Source organism: Sulfuriferula sp. GW1 (genome assembly GCF_047300855.1).
Lineage (GTDB): Bacteria > Pseudomonadota > Gammaproteobacteria > Burkholderiales > Sulfuriferulaceae > Sulfuriferula.
This window is the reverse complement of record NZ_CP170197.1, coordinates 526,624-540,646: the sequence shown is the minus strand read 5'-3', so window position 1 is coordinate 540,646 and position 14,023 is coordinate 526,624. Positions and strand designations below refer to the sequence as shown.

At 56.9% G+C, this 14,023-nt stretch carries 20 protein-coding genes; 13 read left to right on the top strand and 7 right to left on the bottom strand.

The window, feature by feature from the left end:
- Positions 1–87: 87 nt before the first annotated feature.
- From ACFDAU_RS02650 to ACFDAU_RS02625, 6 genes are all read left to right on the top strand, one after another.
- Complete coding sequence (locus ACFDAU_RS02650; protein ID WP_413438521.1) at positions 88–654, top strand: sigma-70 family RNA polymerase sigma factor; 567 nt, start codon at positions 88–90, stop codon at positions 652–654.
- The gene (locus tag ACFDAU_RS02645; protein ID WP_413438520.1) at positions 644–1,318 is read left to right on the top strand and encodes an anti-sigma factor domain-containing protein; all 675 of its coding nucleotides are present in this window, start codon (positions 644–646) and stop codon (positions 1,316–1,318) included. Before ACFDAU_RS02650 ends, ACFDAU_RS02645 begins: the two co-directional genes overlap by 11 nt.
- Positions 1,319–1,386: 68 nt before the next feature.
- Positions 1,387–1,983 carry a ferritin-like domain-containing protein gene (locus tag ACFDAU_RS02640; protein WP_413438519.1) on the top strand — a complete coding sequence of 199 codons (597 nt, stop codon included), beginning with the start codon at positions 1,387–1,389 and terminating at the stop codon, positions 1,981–1,983.
- Between the two features lie 169 nt (positions 1,984–2,152).
- Complete coding sequence (locus ACFDAU_RS02635; RefSeq protein ID WP_413438518.1) at positions 2,153–3,097, top strand: DUF3034 family protein; 945 nt, start codon at positions 2,153–2,155, stop codon at positions 3,095–3,097.
- Positions 3,098–3,112: 15 nt separating this feature from the next.
- Complete coding sequence (locus tag ACFDAU_RS02630) at positions 3,113–3,541, top strand: group I truncated hemoglobin (protein ID WP_413438517.1); 429 nt, start codon at positions 3,113–3,115, stop codon at positions 3,539–3,541.
- 62 nt (positions 3,542–3,603) lie between these two features.
- The gene (locus ACFDAU_RS02625; RefSeq protein ID WP_413438516.1) at positions 3,604–3,933 is read left to right on the top strand and encodes a plastocyanin/azurin family copper-binding protein; all 330 of its coding nucleotides are present in this window, start codon (positions 3,604–3,606) and stop codon (positions 3,931–3,933) included.
- A 42-nt stretch (positions 3,934–3,975) separates the two neighbouring features.
- On the opposite strand, the gene ACFDAU_RS02620 is transcribed toward ACFDAU_RS02625, so the two are convergent.
- Together ACFDAU_RS02620 and ACFDAU_RS02615 are read right to left on the bottom strand one after the other, a co-directional pair.
- Positions 3,976–4,500: a Crp/Fnr family transcriptional regulator gene (locus ACFDAU_RS02620; protein WP_413438515.1), complete on the bottom strand. Its 525-nt coding sequence runs from the start codon at positions 4,498–4,500 to the stop codon at positions 3,976–3,978.
- 37 nt (positions 4,501–4,537) lie between these two features.
- Positions 4,538–4,933, bottom strand: coding sequence for a hypothetical protein (locus tag ACFDAU_RS02615; protein WP_413438514.1), 396 nt, complete (start codon positions 4,931–4,933; stop codon positions 4,538–4,540).
- A gap of 255 nt (positions 4,934–5,188) precedes the next feature.
- On the opposite strand from ACFDAU_RS02615, the gene ACFDAU_RS02610 reads away from it, so the two are divergent.
- On the top strand, positions 5,189–5,686 hold the full coding sequence (locus ACFDAU_RS02610; RefSeq protein WP_413438513.1) for a hypothetical protein: 498 nt from the start codon (positions 5,189–5,191) through the stop codon (positions 5,684–5,686).
- A gap of 81 nt (positions 5,687–5,767) precedes the next feature.
- Here ACFDAU_RS02610 and ACFDAU_RS02605 read toward each other — a convergent pair whose 3' ends face one another.
- Entirely contained in the window at positions 5,768–6,142 is a 375-nt protein-coding gene (locus ACFDAU_RS02605) for a cupredoxin domain-containing protein (protein WP_413438512.1), read from the bottom strand.
- Positions 6,143–6,146: 4 nt separating this feature from the next.
- Positions 6,147–7,043, bottom strand: coding sequence for a metallophosphoesterase family protein (locus tag ACFDAU_RS02600; RefSeq protein WP_413438511.1), 897 nt, complete (start codon positions 7,041–7,043; stop codon positions 6,147–6,149).
- A 182-nt stretch (positions 7,044–7,225) separates the two neighbouring features.
- On the opposite strand from ACFDAU_RS02600, the gene ACFDAU_RS02595 reads away from it, so the two are divergent.
- From ACFDAU_RS02595 to ACFDAU_RS02570, 6 genes are all read left to right on the top strand, one after another.
- Positions 7,226–7,774, top strand: coding sequence for a sigma-70 family RNA polymerase sigma factor (locus tag ACFDAU_RS02595; RefSeq protein ID WP_413438510.1), 549 nt, complete (start codon positions 7,226–7,228; stop codon positions 7,772–7,774).
- 11 nt (positions 7,775–7,785) lie between these two features.
- Positions 7,786–8,577, top strand: coding sequence for an anti-sigma factor family protein (locus ACFDAU_RS02590; protein ID WP_413438509.1), 792 nt, complete (start codon positions 7,786–7,788; stop codon positions 8,575–8,577).
- Between the two features lie 97 nt (positions 8,578–8,674).
- The gene (locus tag ACFDAU_RS02585; RefSeq protein WP_413438508.1) at positions 8,675–9,220 is read left to right on the top strand and encodes a pyridoxamine 5'-phosphate oxidase family protein; all 546 of its coding nucleotides are present in this window, start codon (positions 8,675–8,677) and stop codon (positions 9,218–9,220) included.
- 43 nt (positions 9,221–9,263) lie between these two features.
- Positions 9,264–10,247, top strand: a complete 984-nt coding sequence (locus ACFDAU_RS02580; RefSeq protein WP_413438507.1) for a biotin--[acetyl-CoA-carboxylase] ligase — start codon at positions 9,264–9,266, stop codon at positions 10,245–10,247.
- Entirely contained in the window at positions 10,244–10,972 is a 729-nt protein-coding gene (locus ACFDAU_RS02575) for a type III pantothenate kinase (RefSeq protein WP_413438506.1), read from the top strand. Before ACFDAU_RS02580 ends, ACFDAU_RS02575 begins: the two co-directional genes overlap by 4 nt.
- The gene (locus tag ACFDAU_RS02570) at positions 10,969–11,670 is read left to right on the top strand and encodes an SPOR domain-containing protein (RefSeq protein ID WP_413438505.1); all 702 of its coding nucleotides are present in this window, start codon (positions 10,969–10,971) and stop codon (positions 11,668–11,670) included. The genes ACFDAU_RS02575 and ACFDAU_RS02570 overlap by 4 nt, the downstream gene beginning before the upstream one ends.
- Here the strand turns inward: ACFDAU_RS02570 and ubiA are convergent, their stop codons facing one another.
- The 3 genes from ubiA to ACFDAU_RS02555 all read right to left on the bottom strand — a co-directional run bounded on the left by ubiA (position 11,671) and on the right by ACFDAU_RS02555 (position 14,007).
- A complete protein-coding gene (gene ubiA / locus ACFDAU_RS02565) occupies positions 11,671–12,534 on the bottom strand; it encodes a 4-hydroxybenzoate octaprenyltransferase (RefSeq protein WP_413438504.1) in 864 nt (287 codons plus the stop codon).
- Complete coding sequence (locus ACFDAU_RS02560; protein ID WP_413438503.1) at positions 12,531–13,073, bottom strand: chorismate--pyruvate lyase family protein; 543 nt, start codon at positions 13,071–13,073, stop codon at positions 12,531–12,533. The genes ubiA and ACFDAU_RS02560 overlap by 4 nt, the downstream gene beginning before the upstream one ends.
- Positions 13,074–13,191: 118 nt before the next feature.
- Positions 13,192–14,007 (bottom strand): phosphate/phosphite/phosphonate ABC transporter substrate-binding protein, encoded by an 816-nt coding sequence (locus ACFDAU_RS02555; protein WP_413438502.1) that lies wholly within the window; start codon positions 14,005–14,007, stop codon positions 13,192–13,194.
- Positions 14,008–14,023 lie beyond the last annotated feature (16 nt).

Below are 14,023 nucleotides of genomic sequence, written 5' to 3'. Positions count from 1 at the left end.
CGCAACAGTTACAAATACTCAAGTAGCAGGTTTTTTTCCTCTACACTTTTTACACTCGCTACCCGTACTCACCACAACACTAATTACATGCCACCGCCCTCTGCTGAAGATCCCCTGATCGACTTGCTTTCCCGCTGTGCGCTCGGGGATCAGCAGGCATTTGAACGCCTCTATCGCCTCACTTCAGCAAAACTGTTTGCCGTTGTGCTACGTATAGTTAGAAGACAGGACTGGGCGGAAGAAATTTTGCAGGAATCGTTTGTCAGCATTTGGCACCATGCCCCGAGCTATGCGAGCGCGAAAGCAGCGCCGATGACCTGGATGACGCATATTGTGCGCAATCGGGCTCTGGACTGGCTGCGGCGCCCGCGGCGCGAGGATGTGGTGAACGATGACGCCGAAGAAAACTGGCCGGATGAATCCGCCGGGCTGTTCGACCGGCTGGCGCAGTCCCGTGATGCGGCAGTGTTGAACGACTGCATGGAGCAGATCGAAGCCCGGCAAAGGCAAACGATCGCACTGGCTTTCTGGCAGGGCCTGACGCATTCGGAATTGGCGCTGCATATGCAGTTACCTGTCGGCACCATTAAAACCTGGATCAGGCGCGGACTGGGCGCAATTAAAAAATGTCTGGAAGGTGCGCATGAAGTATAGCGACCCCGAACTACGGCAGAAACTGGCAAGCGAGTATGTGCTGGGGACGCTGCACGGCCATGCTCGGGCACGCTTCGAACGTTTGCTGCTGAGCGATGCAAGCCTGCGCGATGAGGTCGCTGCGTGGCAGACCCGGTTGATGCCGCTGGCTGATGCCATACCGCCCATTAACCCGCCGCCACATGTCTGGCGCAATATCCAGACACGCCTCGGGATGCAAACGGTATCGCGCTGGAGCCTCGCTTTCTGGCGCAATCTGGGGCTGATTTCCACAGCGGCCGCGCTGATGCTGGCTGTGTATATCGCGATTGTGCCGCTGCGCGCACCGGCGCTGACCTATGTTGCACTGATTAACGATACGCAAGCCAAGCCGGCCTGGGTGGTCAGCGCAAGCGGTTCTCAGCTCACCATCAAATCGCTTGCACCACGTACGTTGGCGGCAAATCAATCCCTGCAGTTATGGTTGCTCCCCACTGGCGCAAAACCTGTGTCATTGGGCCTGGTACCACTGACTGGCAGTAAAACGGCGGCATTGCCAACTCAGGTGAGCGGCCAGTTCGCGCGTGCCCCGGCTGTCGCGATCAGCCTTGAGCCTGCGGGCGGTTCACCTACTGGCCAGCCTACCGGCCCGGTACTTTATCAGGGGCCTTTGGTCACTTCCTGAATCCAATTTGCATGAACGCTCGTACATGGTAGTGGGTAGCTTACCCACCACCTAAAAGGAGAGTTCAAATGCAAAACGACCTGAGCAACATTCTTATCGACCCTGCCCGTCGCGGGTTCATGCGCCAGGCAAGTGTCATGTCTTTGGGTGCACTCGCAGCCGTCAGTCTTGCGCACGCCAATCCGGCCGCCGCCGCGGCCATGAAATCCGGCATATCGAAAAGCGACCAGGGCGACATCGCCGTCCTGAACACAGCGCTGGCGCTTGAGTATCAGGCCATCGCCGCTTATCAGGTGGGTGCCGAAAGCAATTTATTGCAAAAACCCGTGCTTGGCGTCGCCGTGAAATTCCAGAGCCAGCATCGTGCACACGCCGACATATTGAGTACAACCGTCAAGAAACTGGGCGGCACGCCAGTCGAAGCGCTCGCCGTCAGCGGTTATGGTTTCCCGGTCGAAAAACTCAAGAACCAGGCTGATGTACTGCGTTTCGCAGCCGGTCTGGAACATGGCGCTGCTCTTGCATACCTGGGCGCAGTGCCGGTGTTCCACAACCGGGAATTGGCCAAAGCAGCTGCAAGCATTCTTGGCGACGAAACCATGCATTGGTCAGTCTTGCTCAACGCCTTGGGCGAAGACCCTGTCCCGGCTGCATTTATCGGCTGAACGGCATTGTTTCACCGCTGTGTTTTCAGCTCCTTTCTCAACCCCTGCCGCACCCGGTTCCGGAAACTTTTCCGGGCCAGGAATCAATGCGGCAGGGCGCTCGCAATATCGGAAAGAACCATTTTATGAATTTTGAAATTTACGAGGAGGCAGTATGTCTGGAGTTGCGTTGAGCAGAAAAAAACTGAACAGCGCCTTGCTGTCATGTGGCCTGGCAATGGGTTTGTGTATGACAGGTGTCTCAGCTGCGCACGCGGGAGGCCGCTTGCTGGCTACTGGTGGCGCAACGGAAATTGAAGGCTCTGCGGGTGGCGGCATTGTGCCATGGGCGCTGATTTCCGGGTATGGAACCGAAGATGAAATCGGCGGCACGGCATTCCTGACGAACGTCAGAGTATCCAATTATGATCTGGTCAGTTATGGCGCTGCGGTCGGTCTGCATGACCGGGTGGAATTGTCTTACGCCCGGCAAAGACTCAGCCTCGACAACACCGTGCTGTCCGGACTCGGACTGAATATTTCGCCCGCCATTCGCCAGGATGTATTTGGCGTAAAAGTAAAACTTTTCGGTGATGCGATTTACGCACAAGACACGCTTATACCGCAAGTTTCAGTGGGCCTGCAATACAAGCGCAATCTTGATTACAGCTTTATTCCCAAAACGCTGGGCGCGCGTCACGAATCCGGCACGGATTTCTATGTGGCAGCCAGCAAAGTCTTTCTGGGCGGTTTGGCAGGGCGCAATGTCCTGTTGAACGGAACAGTACGCATGACCAAAGCCAACCAGATGGGATTGCTGGGTTTTGGTGGCCCCGGCAATGACCGCTACAAAGCCCAGTTTGAAGGCTCGGCAGGTGTGTTCCTTGATCCGGCCAATACCTGGCTGGTAGGCGCCGAGTATCGTCAGAATCCGGACAACGGCCTGGGCATGCCCCTTGGCGTGCACACCCGGCAAGATGACTATAAAGACATCTATGTTGCATACATTCCCAACAAACGCTTTGCCCTGGTCGCTGCTTATGCGGATTTGGGATCACTACCGGATACGACGCGCACCGGTGCCAACTCGACGCGCAAGCAAGGCGTGTATTTGTCTGGTCAATTCAGTTTCTAACTCAGGAGTCATTTCATGAAATCAGTTCGTACTCTTCTCGCTGGAGCGCTGGCGGCGCTCTCCATCAATGTCGCGATGGCGGCAGACAATCCCGGCCTGTACGACCAGCTGGGCGGCAAGCCGGGCATTACCAAAATCATCGACGGCATGCTGATGCATGTGCTCGAGGATCAGCGCATCAAGACTGTTTTTGCCAATGCCAATATTCCGCATCTGAAGATGATGCTGGTCGAACAGGTCTGCGCAGAGACGGGCGGGCCATGTATTTACACGGGAGAAAGCATGCGTGAAGCACACAAGGGCATGAACATCAATTCGGCACAGTTCAATGCATTGGTAGAGGATTTGCAAATGTCTTTTGCGGACAACAACGTGCCGATTGGCGCGGGCAACAAGTTACTGGCGATTCTGGCACCAATGAAAAAAGACGTTGACCATAAGTAAATGTATTCACCGGGCATGCAGCAGGCGCCCGGGCCATTGGATTCGATCAAAAGAGTAATGTTATGTTTAAAAACCTGGGCAGCATTTTCCTGCCGGCATTGATGATGACATTGTCAGCCACCTCCACGCAGGCACACGCCGACGGCAGTGTAAGCATTTCCCGATTCGCCTTCTCGCCTGCCGTCATTGAAGTGCCTGCCGGTAGCCGTGTGACCTGGACGAATCAGGATAAAGCGAGTCACAGCATCGTCGGCGACACGGATTCGGCTGGTTTTTCTTCAGACGTGCTGAAACAGGGCGACCATTTCAGCCATACCTTCAGCGTGGCCGGTACCTATAAATATCGTTGTGGATTTCACAAATATATGACCGGCACGGTGGTGGTGAAATAGGCCGCAGGTAGCAGCAAACTTGCGTACAGTTGTTAGCAGCGCTTAGTCCGCTGAGGCTTTGACACCCGAGCCGTACAGGTAATGGGAGAACTGTGCGTGATCGCTGCTGACGGCGCGGAACAGATGATCCATACTCAGCACCGCCTGCTCGACGATATTGATCGCGATATAGGGATGTTCGACTTTCATGCGTTTGTACATGGCGCGCGGCAACTTCAGCACCTGCGTATCCGCGGCCTTGGCAACCAATCTGACCGAGCGTGCGCGCTTGTCGAAAAACGACATCATGCCGAGCATTTCACCCGCGCCCGAGCGCACCACTTCATATTCGATGTTGCCATCCGGAATCACCAGGGCAACTTCACCCTTGACCACAAAATACAATTCGTCGCCGACGTCGCCCACATCCGAAATCACCGCATCCGTGCTGAAGTGCAGCACGGTCAGGTAATTGAGCAGGGTATTCACCTCGGCCACGGTAAGCGATTCGCACAAGTATTGCTGGGTCAGAAAGTGAGTCAGCTGGGCGTGTTCGGCATCATTCTGGGAAATGGTGTTTTCGGCCATGGATATCTCCGTTGGTTATTTTCAATATTTAGCTGGATTATAAACCGTCATCGTCCAAAGCGGCCTGCTGCATCAACCGCATGCCGCCGATCATGCCTTCCACGCGTTCGCGAATGCGGCCTGCCAAAGTTGTCCAGGCAGGCTTGTCGGTCCCAGAGGGGAGCGGCTCGAACGGATAATGGCGATGCTGAAGACCGGGACGCAACGGCGGGCATGCTGCATTGGCTACCGCATCCAGCGTAACCAGCAGGTCCGCCCATTCCACAGCAGCCTCTCCGAGAACCGGCACATCGCCCGCCACGCCGGGCAATACGGTGGCGCGCGCTTCCATCCACTCCGCTCCCAGACGATTGGCATAGTGTGCGGCCAGGTTGGGCGGAACCGGGTGCAGGCCACCGAGAAAGAGTATGCGGGCTTTACGTTTATAGGCCATGTTTTGTTGTGTTGAAAGATTCAGCCAGACCATCCATTGATACATGCTATCCAGTTTAACGCATCAGCGCATGGCGCCACAGCCTGCGCAACAGGAATAAATATTGTGCTGGACTGGTATTGCATTTACCGATCGCCTGATCGGAGCACGCATGAAAGCGGATACCAAATCGGCGCGACAGTCCGGCAACCATAGGACAAATTTTCCGGCGCGATACATGCTTCGCACAACCTTAATATCAATCAGGAGAGCAACATGATGAAGAGAACACATACCGTATCAATGATCGCAGCACTTATGGTTTGCCTCGGAGGGGGCGTCAGCCCGACCTGGGCCGAAACTTCGATGCTGCAATCCTACAAGTTCGAGACACCGGAATTCCTTCATCCCCATCCTTTTGCCAAGGCCCACGTTGTGCTGCAGGTAAGTGAAGACAACCCGCAGCTGTGGGGGCTTACACTCAATAACATCACGAACCTGATGGCCTATTTCGGTCCGGACAATGTGCAGATCGTGATGGTAGCCTATGGCCCGGGGCTGAAAATGTTGTTCGCCGACAGCCCGGTAGCCGAGCGCATCAAGGCGCTGGATGCGCAAGGTGCGGAATTCGATGCCTGCAATGTAACCCTAACGGGGATGACAAAATCCCTCGGCCATCGGCCCAAGCTGGTTGACGCATCAGCTATTGTACCGGGCGGGATTGTCCGCATTATGCAGCTGCAACAGCATGGCTTCGATTACATCAAACCCTGATATTTTCGCTGATGAAGAAGGAATGCGGGAAGACCACCTCCCGCATTCGAACTGCGCTCCTCTCTGCATGAATGACGAGAGTCATTCAGTTACGACAATGGTGCCCGTCATATCCTCGTGCCCGCTGCCGCAAAAAACATCGCACACAAACGGGAAAGTCCCGACCTTGTCCGGCACCAGCCGCAAACGCGTAACCTTGCCCGGAATGATGTCGGCCCGCACGCCCAGATCAGGCACCTTGAAGCCCATGAACACATCGAGCGTGGTGAACTCAAGTATCACCGGCGCGCCCTTTTTCAGCTTGATTTCATTCGGCGTGTAATCGAATTTCTTTGCCACGATTTTGATGACCGGATCTTCCGCTTGCACGCTCGCATAATCGCCGGTGCTAACCAGGCCAGCCCCCAGAACAGCGGCCAAAACGGTGAGCTTCATCCCACGTGATTCGAATTTCATGGCCTTATCCTTTCACCACAGGCAGCTCCGTAATGCGATATTCGGCCGTCTGCACCTCCGCTTCGACATCGCGATAACCCAGCCCTTTGTACGGCTGTGCTGCATCCCAGGGTACCGGTGCCCGCTTGGGCTGCGAACCAGGTGCCGGTAGCGGAAAAATCAGCGACTTCGCCGAGTAGTGCGCAATATGCCCGGTCATATGATGATTTTCCTGGTGGATGTGTCCGTAAAACACCGTAACGTTCGGGTGCGGCATCAGCAGCGCGATCGCCTTGTCGCCATCACGGGTAGCCCAGTCCCATTGCGGATAGAGGTCGAACAGCGGACGGTGGGTGAAGACCACGATTCTTGCGTCTTGGGGCTGGGCATTCAAATCTGCGGCAAGCCATTGCAACTGCGCCTCGCCGATACTTGCGGTGGGGTCAGAAACATTGTCCAGCACGATGAAATGCACACCTTTGTGGTCGAAGGTGTAATGGGTCTTGCCGAAGAATTCCTGATAAGCCTCGCCATGATCCAGCGAGGCATCATGCTCGCCCGGCATGAAGTGAATGTTTTTTACCTTGAGTTCGCTGACGATATCGCGGAACTCTGACAAACGCTTTCTGCGTTCCTGTGGGTCGTCGGTAGTGTGGGTCAAGTCGCCGGTGAATACGATGAAATCCGGCGGTTGCGCCAGGCTGTTGACCGCGGCGACTGCTTTTTTCAGGGTGCCTTCTGCGTCTGGGTTGACTTTAGGCCCCTTGAAACCCCAATGCGTGTCCGAAAGCTGGACGAAATAAAATTCCTTCGCCGCGCCACGTTCCGCCATGCTGGAACAACCCGCCAGACCGGAAACAAATACCACGCCAGCCAGCCCGCTCAATTTCAAAAATTCGCGCCTATCCAGTATTTTTTCCATTATTTCCTCCAATGTAGTTATCGAGATCGAACGCCTGCAACATGCAATACCGTTCACTCCACTTACTTATTCCCGCGCGATAAAAATACTTCGCGCGCGGCAATACATACGCGGCACCCAAATGGATTTAACAGGGGTGCTGGAATACAATGGCGCGCTAACCGGTATAACCATATGATGGGATGGCAGTGACTGAAGCGATGAAAGCCAAGCGGTTCGGAGAGATTGCATTGCCGCATCTGAACGCCGCTTACAACCTGGCGCGCTGGCTCACCCACAGCGATCAGGATGCGCAAGACATCGTGCAGGAGGCCTATCTGCGCGCCTTCAAATTCTTCGATGGCTTTCATGGCGGAGATGCGCGGGCATGGCTGCTCGCCATCGTCAGGAATACTACCTACACCTGGTTGCAGCAGAATCGCAACCACGTACAGAACGCGTTTTGCGATGAGACGTTCCACGATTTCATCGAAGCGGACTCGGCAACCTTATGCGATCAGCCGGACAATAATCCCGCAGCCATCCTGGCACGCAACGACGACAAACGCCTGCTGGACCGGGCGCTGGAGCAACTGCCGGTTGAATTTCGCGAAGTATTGGTATTGAGAGAACTGGAGGATTTGTCCTACAAGGAAATCTCTCATATCGCCGGCATTCCCATCGGCACGGTGATGTCCCGCCTGGCACGCGGCCGCAGGCTGCTGCAAGCCTGCCTTGAGCGGATGAATTAAGGAGTCACGCGATGGATTGCAAACGAACTCTGGAGCTACTTCCCGCACACCTGGATCAGGAGCTGGGCTTGCCTGAATCCAGTGAAATGGACCAGCATCTGCAAACCTGCCCTGCCTGCCACAATGCCTTTGCCAGCCAGTCGGCACTGCGTGACGCAGTCAAGCAACGCGCTACCTATTTTCAGGCACCCATTGATCTGGAAAGCCGCATCAGGGCGGCGCTGCCTTTGGAACCTGAAATTGCTGCCGCCACGACAAAGCGGCGGCCGTGGCAGTGGGGATCATGGAACTGGTTGAATGCAGGCACCCTGCTGGCTTCGCTGGTCGCACTGATATGGAGTGCCGGCCTTTATCTGGCAACGCCATCGCCCAATGAACTCCTCGCCGAAGAGGTGCTTTCCAGCCATGTACGTTCGCTGATGGTCAACCATCTTGCCGATGTCGCCTCCTCCGATCAGCACACGGTCAAGCCGTGGTTCGACGGCAAGCTGGATTTCTCCCCCCCTGTTGCCGATTTGACCGCGCAGGGCTTCCCGCTGGTTGGCGGCAGGCTCGATTATCTTGATCACCGTCCGGTGGCGGCGCTGGTATACCGCCATCGCCTGCACCTGATCAATGTTTACATCTGGCCCGCCGCCAACGAACGGCAGACCGCACTCCGCACCCTGTCGATCCAGGGCTATCATCTGCTGCACTGGAGCGAAGCGGGCATGGTCTACTGGATGATTTCCGACCTGAATCCGCATGATCTGATGACGCTCGCCCGTATCCTGCAGGTTCAGGCTCAGCGCACGCCAGGTTAGGCTGCATCGGTAGATCCTGCTGCGTATTCAGTCCAATCCGTTAACCAAAATTTGCACTTCGAATTTGAGCCATTGCTGGCTACAACAGGAGAAAAACATGGCAAGATTTTATCCCGCGCTGACCGGGCAGCATGAGCATTTCATCGCCAGCCAAAAAATATTTTTTACTGCCAGCGCACCTCAGCAGGGACGCATCAACCTTTCACCCAAAGGCCTGGACAGTCTGCGCATACTGGGTCCAAACCGGGTGGCCTATCTTGATCTCACCGGCAGCGGTAATGAAACCGCTGCGCACCTGCTCGAAAACGGGCGCATGACGCTGATGTTTTGCAGCTTCGACGCCGACCCGCTGATCCTGCGGCTGTATGGGCAAGGCCGCGCCGTAAAGCCGCGCGATGCCGACTGGGCAGCCTTGCGGGGGCATTTCCCTGCACTGCCGGGAGAACGTCAAATCATTGACCTGAATATCGACTCGGTACAGACTTCATGCGGTTATGCGGTACCGCAATATGTTTACACGGGCGAGCGTGACACGCTGGCGCGCTGGGCGGAAAAAAAGGGGGCTGCCGGGCTCCTCGACTACTGGCGCGAAAAAAACCGCATGAGCATAGACGGACTGCCCAGCGGGCTGCTGGAGGGCTGATCCGGCGTGCTAACATAGTGGCAATTCAATCCTGATTTCTGCCTTGAATCCATTATTATTTCCCCTGCTGCGCGTCTTGTCCGACGGTGAATTTCACTCCGGAGAAGTGCTCGCACAGCGTTTCAATGTATCGCGCGCCAGCATCTGGAATGCACTCCAGGTAGCGCAGGACCAGGGCATGCTGCTGAACAAGGTGCGCGGCCGCGGCTATCGTCTCCCCGCAGCACCCGACTGGCTCGACACCGACGCAATCGGGCAGGCGCTGGGTACCCGTGCAGACCAGTTTCATGTCCGTGTGACCGAGCACCTCGACTCGACCAATACTGAGCTGATGCGAGCTGCGGTAGACGGTGCACCCCATCGGAGTTGCCTGGCAACGGAGATTCAACTTGCCGGACGCGGACGGCGCGGGCGCGTCTGGCAAAGTGTGCTGGGCGGCAGTCTTGCCTGCTCGGTACTGTGGCGCTTTGATACAGGCATCGCTGCGCTTTCCGGCTTGAGCCTCGCCGTGGGCGTGGCGCTGCTGCGTGCACTGCGTCAATTCGGCGCGGATGGGGTACAGCTCAAATGGCCGAACGACCTGCTCTGGCAATACCGCAAACTGGGGGGGATTCTGATTGAGGTGCAGGGCGATGTGATGGGGCCCTCATTTGCCGTGATCGGCATGGGCATTAATTTGCAGTTGCCGGTGTCGGTACGTGCCGAAATCGATCAGTCAGTGACCGACCTGAACGAAGTATGCGGCATCCGCGTCGAGCGCAACCGGTTATTGGCTGCGTTACTGATTCATCTGGATGATGTCATGCAGGATTTTGAGCAGTCCGGCCTCACTCGATTACGCGCAGAATGGCTCGCAGCCCACGCTTTTCAGGACAAGCCGGTACGCGTGCTGCTTGCCAATGGCAATGACCAGCTGGGCACTGTGGTGGGCGTATCCGTTGACGGGGCATTGCTGTTGCAAAGCGCAGACGGAAAGCAGCTGGCGCTCAATGGCGGCGAAGTGCACCTGACTCGCCGCCTCTCATGATTCTGGCGATCGACGCGGGAAACACCCGCATTAAATGGGGTCTGCACGACGGGCAGGCATGGCTGGCACACGGCCGATGCATGCACCGTGAAATACACGAATTCGAGTGCGCGCTGGACCAGCTCCCCACCCCGCAGAAAATCGTGCTCAGCAATGTAGGCGGCGCGCAACTGCAAGCTGCGCTCGAACATAGTCTGGCGCGCTACGCGGTCAGTGTGCAACAAGTGACTGCCCGTGCCAGCCAGTGCGGGGTACGCAATGTTTACACCACGCCCGGGCAACTGGGCGCAGACCGCTGGGCTGCGCTGATCGGTGCGCACCACCTCGGCGCCGGTAACGCGCTGGTGGTCAATTGCGGCACGGCGATCACCGTGGATGCGCTGCATCAGGGCGATTTCCTGGGTGGCGTCATTCTGCCCGGCTACCACATGATGGGCAGCATGCTGCAGCAAGGAACCGCAGGTCTGGCTAACGACCCGGGCCAATTCAACGCCTGGCCGGCCAACACGGCGGATGCGCTGGAGAGCGGCCGCATCCTGGCGATTGGCGGAGCGGTCGCGTTATTGCGCGAGCAACTGGCTCGCCAGACCGGCGATTTGCCGGAATTGATTGTAAGCGGCGGGGATGGCGCGCGGATTGCCCTGTATCTTCCGCAGCCCCTGCAGTTAGTGGAGAATCTGGTACTGGAAGGATTGCGCGCGATCGCGCACGAGGAGTGTTTGTGAGACTGCTGTTTTTATTATTGTTGCTTGCCAATCTGGCCGTATTCGCCCTGCTGCAATGGGGTGGTGACATGAGCTCAACGCATCGCGCGCATACTTCACTACACCCTGAGCGTATCGCGCTGGTTGGGGAGCCGCGTGCCACGTCCCCTAAAACTCCGCCCGCCAATGCACCCGTACCTGCACCTCAGCCCGCTCAGGTTGCTGTAGCCAAGCCCGCTGCCAACGATAAAATCTGCATGACCTGGGGGCCGGTAGCCCCGGCGCAGTATGACAATGCCATCGCTGCACTGGATCAGCTCAAGCTGGGCGAACGTCTCAGCCGTCAGGCGCTGGGCACACCAGGCGGCCCCTACTGGGTGTATTACCCGCCCCTGGCATCCAAGGCAGCGGCGGATAACAAGCTCGCGGAGCTGACAAATCTGGGCGTGCGTGACATCGCCGTGGTGCGCCCGGCCGGTCCGTGGCAAAACGCAATTTCACTCGGGTTATATGCCAAGCAGTCAATAGCCGAAGCGCGCGTGGCTGAACTGCACAAGAAAGGCGTACAAACGGTGAGCATCGAGGCACGTGGAAAAACTCCCAGCCTATTTACCTTGCGTGATCTGGATGCCGCCGAACAGGCAAAGTTGGCGCAACTCCAGCAGTCTTATGCAGACACCCAACTCAAGCGGGTGGATTGCACGCCCGGCTCTCACTGATTAACGTAACCAGTAGTCCAGTACCAGCCCGGCGAACACCGCCGCACCCAGCCAGTTGTTGTGCAAAAATGCCTTGAAGCAGCGTGCGCGGTCGCGGTCCCGGATCAGGGTGTAATGGTAAACGGCAATTGATGCCGCCACACCTAATCCCGCATCGAACCAGAGTCCCCTGCCCTGGCGCCAGCCCACGTAGGCAAGCAAGAGCAAAGTCGCGGCATAGCACAGCATCACCGCCGCCACATCGAAACGCCCGAACGTCAGCGCAGAAGTCCTGATACCGATTTTTATGTCGTCATCACGATCCACCATGGCGTACTCGGTGTCGTAGGCAACCGCCCAGAAGATATTCGCTATCAGCAACAGCCAGGCGTCCATCGGCACGCTGCCGAGCTGCGCTGCATAGGCCATGGGAATGCCAAAGCCGAAAGCAATGCCCAGATAGGCTTGCGGAATGGCAAGAAAACGCTTGGTGTAGGGATAGCTGGCGGCCAGGAACAGCGCCGGCACGGATAACATCATCACCAGCCGGTTGAGCGGCAGGATCAGCAGAAAAGCCAGTGCGGACAGGGCCGCAGCCAGCAGCAGGGCTTCCTTGCCGCTCACTCTCCCAGCCGCCAGCGGGCGATCCCTGGTGCGCGCCACATGGACGTCGAAATCGCGGTCGGCATAGTCATTGATGACGCAACCGGCCGAGCGCATCAGTACCGTACCCAGCACAAAAATCCACACTATCATCCATTGCGGATGCCCCGCAGAAGCAAACCACAGCCCCCACAGGGTCGGCCACAACAGCAGCAGAATACCGATCGGCTTATCCAGGCGCATCAATTTTTCATACAGACTCAAGCGCTGTGCGAGCGTCATGCCAACTCCAGAAGCGTGGGTAAAAAAACCTCGGTGATCAGGATGGGTCGACCCTGCAATTTGAACAATGAGCGCCGCGCCCATAGATACGGCGGCCGCCGATCGAACCGTGCGCAGGCGCGTCGATACAATGGATGTCGCGGGTCAAGCCGTTTGAATTCAAACGCTACTCGGCGCACGCAGGGGTTAGCGAACAGTGCTGCACCCAGCGGCCGGTTGCCCAGCTTGCCGAGTTTCGTCCATGCACCGCGCAGGCTGCTGTGCGGCAATACGCTATGGGCGAATACCACCGGAGTTTCGTGACAATACAGAAAGACTTCGCGCAGCAATGCGGTGGGTTTCTCACGCAGACCGGTCATTACAGCTTCATCCAGAGCCGCCCGTCCGGCTCGCTGACTTACATGACGCACACTGAACTGCGGGCAATGCCCGATGATGCGTCGCGTAAGCGACCCCTGATCGGTAAGCCAGTCGCGCGCGGCACCGTGAACACCGATCAGTCGGGCACGCCAGGAAGAAGAATTGCACAAGTTGGACATGATCGGCAGGAGTTAAGCAAACCCTGCCATTATGCCACGCTGCCTACACCCGATTGAACCCTGGAAACGCTGAACAACCGGTAATGCGGGATTATTGCCTGGCGCGTTCCAGCGCAATTCAGCGGATATTCAGCAGCTTCACCATGTCCTTGTAATCAGCCAGGCTGGCGATTTCAAAACTGGAAAACCCGGTATTCCGGAAATAACTTTGCGCCTCCTTGTCCTTGTCGGCACCTGTCAGCGCCTGCGCAACCGCCTGTTTGATTTCGTCAGGCAGGTCCCCGCGCACGGCGAAAGTGAGATGAGGCACGCCCTTGCTCTGCATGATCAGGTTAAGATCCATGCCGTTATTGTTCCACAAGGTCAACACTCCGGTATTCGCTACGCCAACGTCGATCAGCTTGTACTTGAAGGCGGTCGCAATACCATCGACGTCATGGTAATAAGCCACGCTCTTGAAATATTTGGCCGGATCAATATGTTTGCTGCGCAGGTCCGCCAGGGCCAACTGAGTGACCATGGAATCTTCGTCGGTAAAACCGATGCGCTTGCCCTTCATGTCTTCCGGAAAGGCGATGCCGCTGGACGACAACGCCATGAAACCGGCAGAGATCTGCCCCGGAATCTTGGCGACCGGCTCATAACCCGCGAGCTTGTTGGCTTGCATGATCATCGAGGGCGGCGCAAACATGAAGGCGAATTTTTTTTGCTTGGCTTCCGACAGGTATTTGTCGGAATCGCGCACCGTCTCGACTTTGACCGGGCGTTTCAGTACCCGGGAGAGGTAGCTGGTCAGCCCATGGAATTCTTCCGCCACGATGATGGGGCTGCGATTGTAGTCCTGTATCCCCAGAAACAGCGTTTCCACCGCCCAGCCTGGTTGCGCAACCAGCATACCCAGCAATATCAATCCCTGCCATAGTCGCATGTTCATCTGCAATCTCCTGTTT

Bases quoted from the DNA above. Each gene is read 5' to 3' on its own strand.
- ACFDAU_RS02595 (WP_413438510.1), top strand. From the start codon at position 7,226: ATGGCAGTGACTGAAGCGATGAAAGCCAAGCGGTTCGGAGAGATTGCA.
- ACFDAU_RS02575 (WP_413438506.1), top strand. From the start codon at position 10,244: ATGATTCTGGCGATCGACGCGGGAAACACCCGCATTAAATGGGGTCTG.
- ubiA (WP_413438504.1), bottom strand. From the start codon at position 12,534: ATGACGCTCGCACAGCGCTTGAGTCTGTATGAAAAATTGATGCGCCTG.
- ACFDAU_RS02650 (WP_413438521.1), top strand. From the start codon at position 88: ATGCCACCGCCCTCTGCTGAAGATCCCCTGATCGACTTGCTTTCCCGC.
- ACFDAU_RS02555 (WP_413438502.1), bottom strand. From the start codon at position 14,007: ATGAACATGCGACTATGGCAGGGATTGATATTGCTGGGTATGCTGGTT.
- ACFDAU_RS02645 (WP_413438520.1), top strand. From the start codon at position 644: ATGAAGTATAGCGACCCCGAACTACGGCAGAAACTGGCAAGCGAGTAT.
- ACFDAU_RS02610 (WP_413438513.1), top strand. From the start codon at position 5,189: ATGATGAAGAGAACACATACCGTATCAATGATCGCAGCACTTATGGTT.
- ACFDAU_RS02600 (WP_413438511.1), bottom strand. From the start codon at position 7,043: ATGGAAAAAATACTGGATAGGCGCGAATTTTTGAAATTGAGCGGGCTG.
- ACFDAU_RS02605 (WP_413438512.1), bottom strand. From the start codon at position 6,142: ATGAAATTCGAATCACGTGGGATGAAGCTCACCGTTTTGGCCGCTGTT.
- ACFDAU_RS02560 (WP_413438503.1), bottom strand. From the start codon at position 13,073: ATGTCCAACTTGTGCAATTCTTCTTCCTGGCGTGCCCGACTGATCGGT.
- ACFDAU_RS02620 (WP_413438515.1), bottom strand. From the start codon at position 4,500: ATGGCCGAAAACACCATTTCCCAGAATGATGCCGAACACGCCCAGCTG.
- ACFDAU_RS02640 (WP_413438519.1), top strand. From the start codon at position 1,387: ATGCAAAACGACCTGAGCAACATTCTTATCGACCCTGCCCGTCGCGGG.
- ACFDAU_RS02615 (WP_413438514.1), bottom strand. From the start codon at position 4,933: ATGGCCTATAAACGTAAAGCCCGCATACTCTTTCTCGGTGGCCTGCAC.
- ACFDAU_RS02630 (WP_413438517.1), top strand. From the start codon at position 3,113: ATGAAATCAGTTCGTACTCTTCTCGCTGGAGCGCTGGCGGCGCTCTCC.
- ACFDAU_RS02585 (WP_413438508.1), top strand. From the start codon at position 8,675: ATGGCAAGATTTTATCCCGCGCTGACCGGGCAGCATGAGCATTTCATC.
- ACFDAU_RS02590 (WP_413438509.1), top strand. From the start codon at position 7,786: ATGGATTGCAAACGAACTCTGGAGCTACTTCCCGCACACCTGGATCAG.
- ACFDAU_RS02625 (WP_413438516.1), top strand. From the start codon at position 3,604: ATGTTTAAAAACCTGGGCAGCATTTTCCTGCCGGCATTGATGATGACA.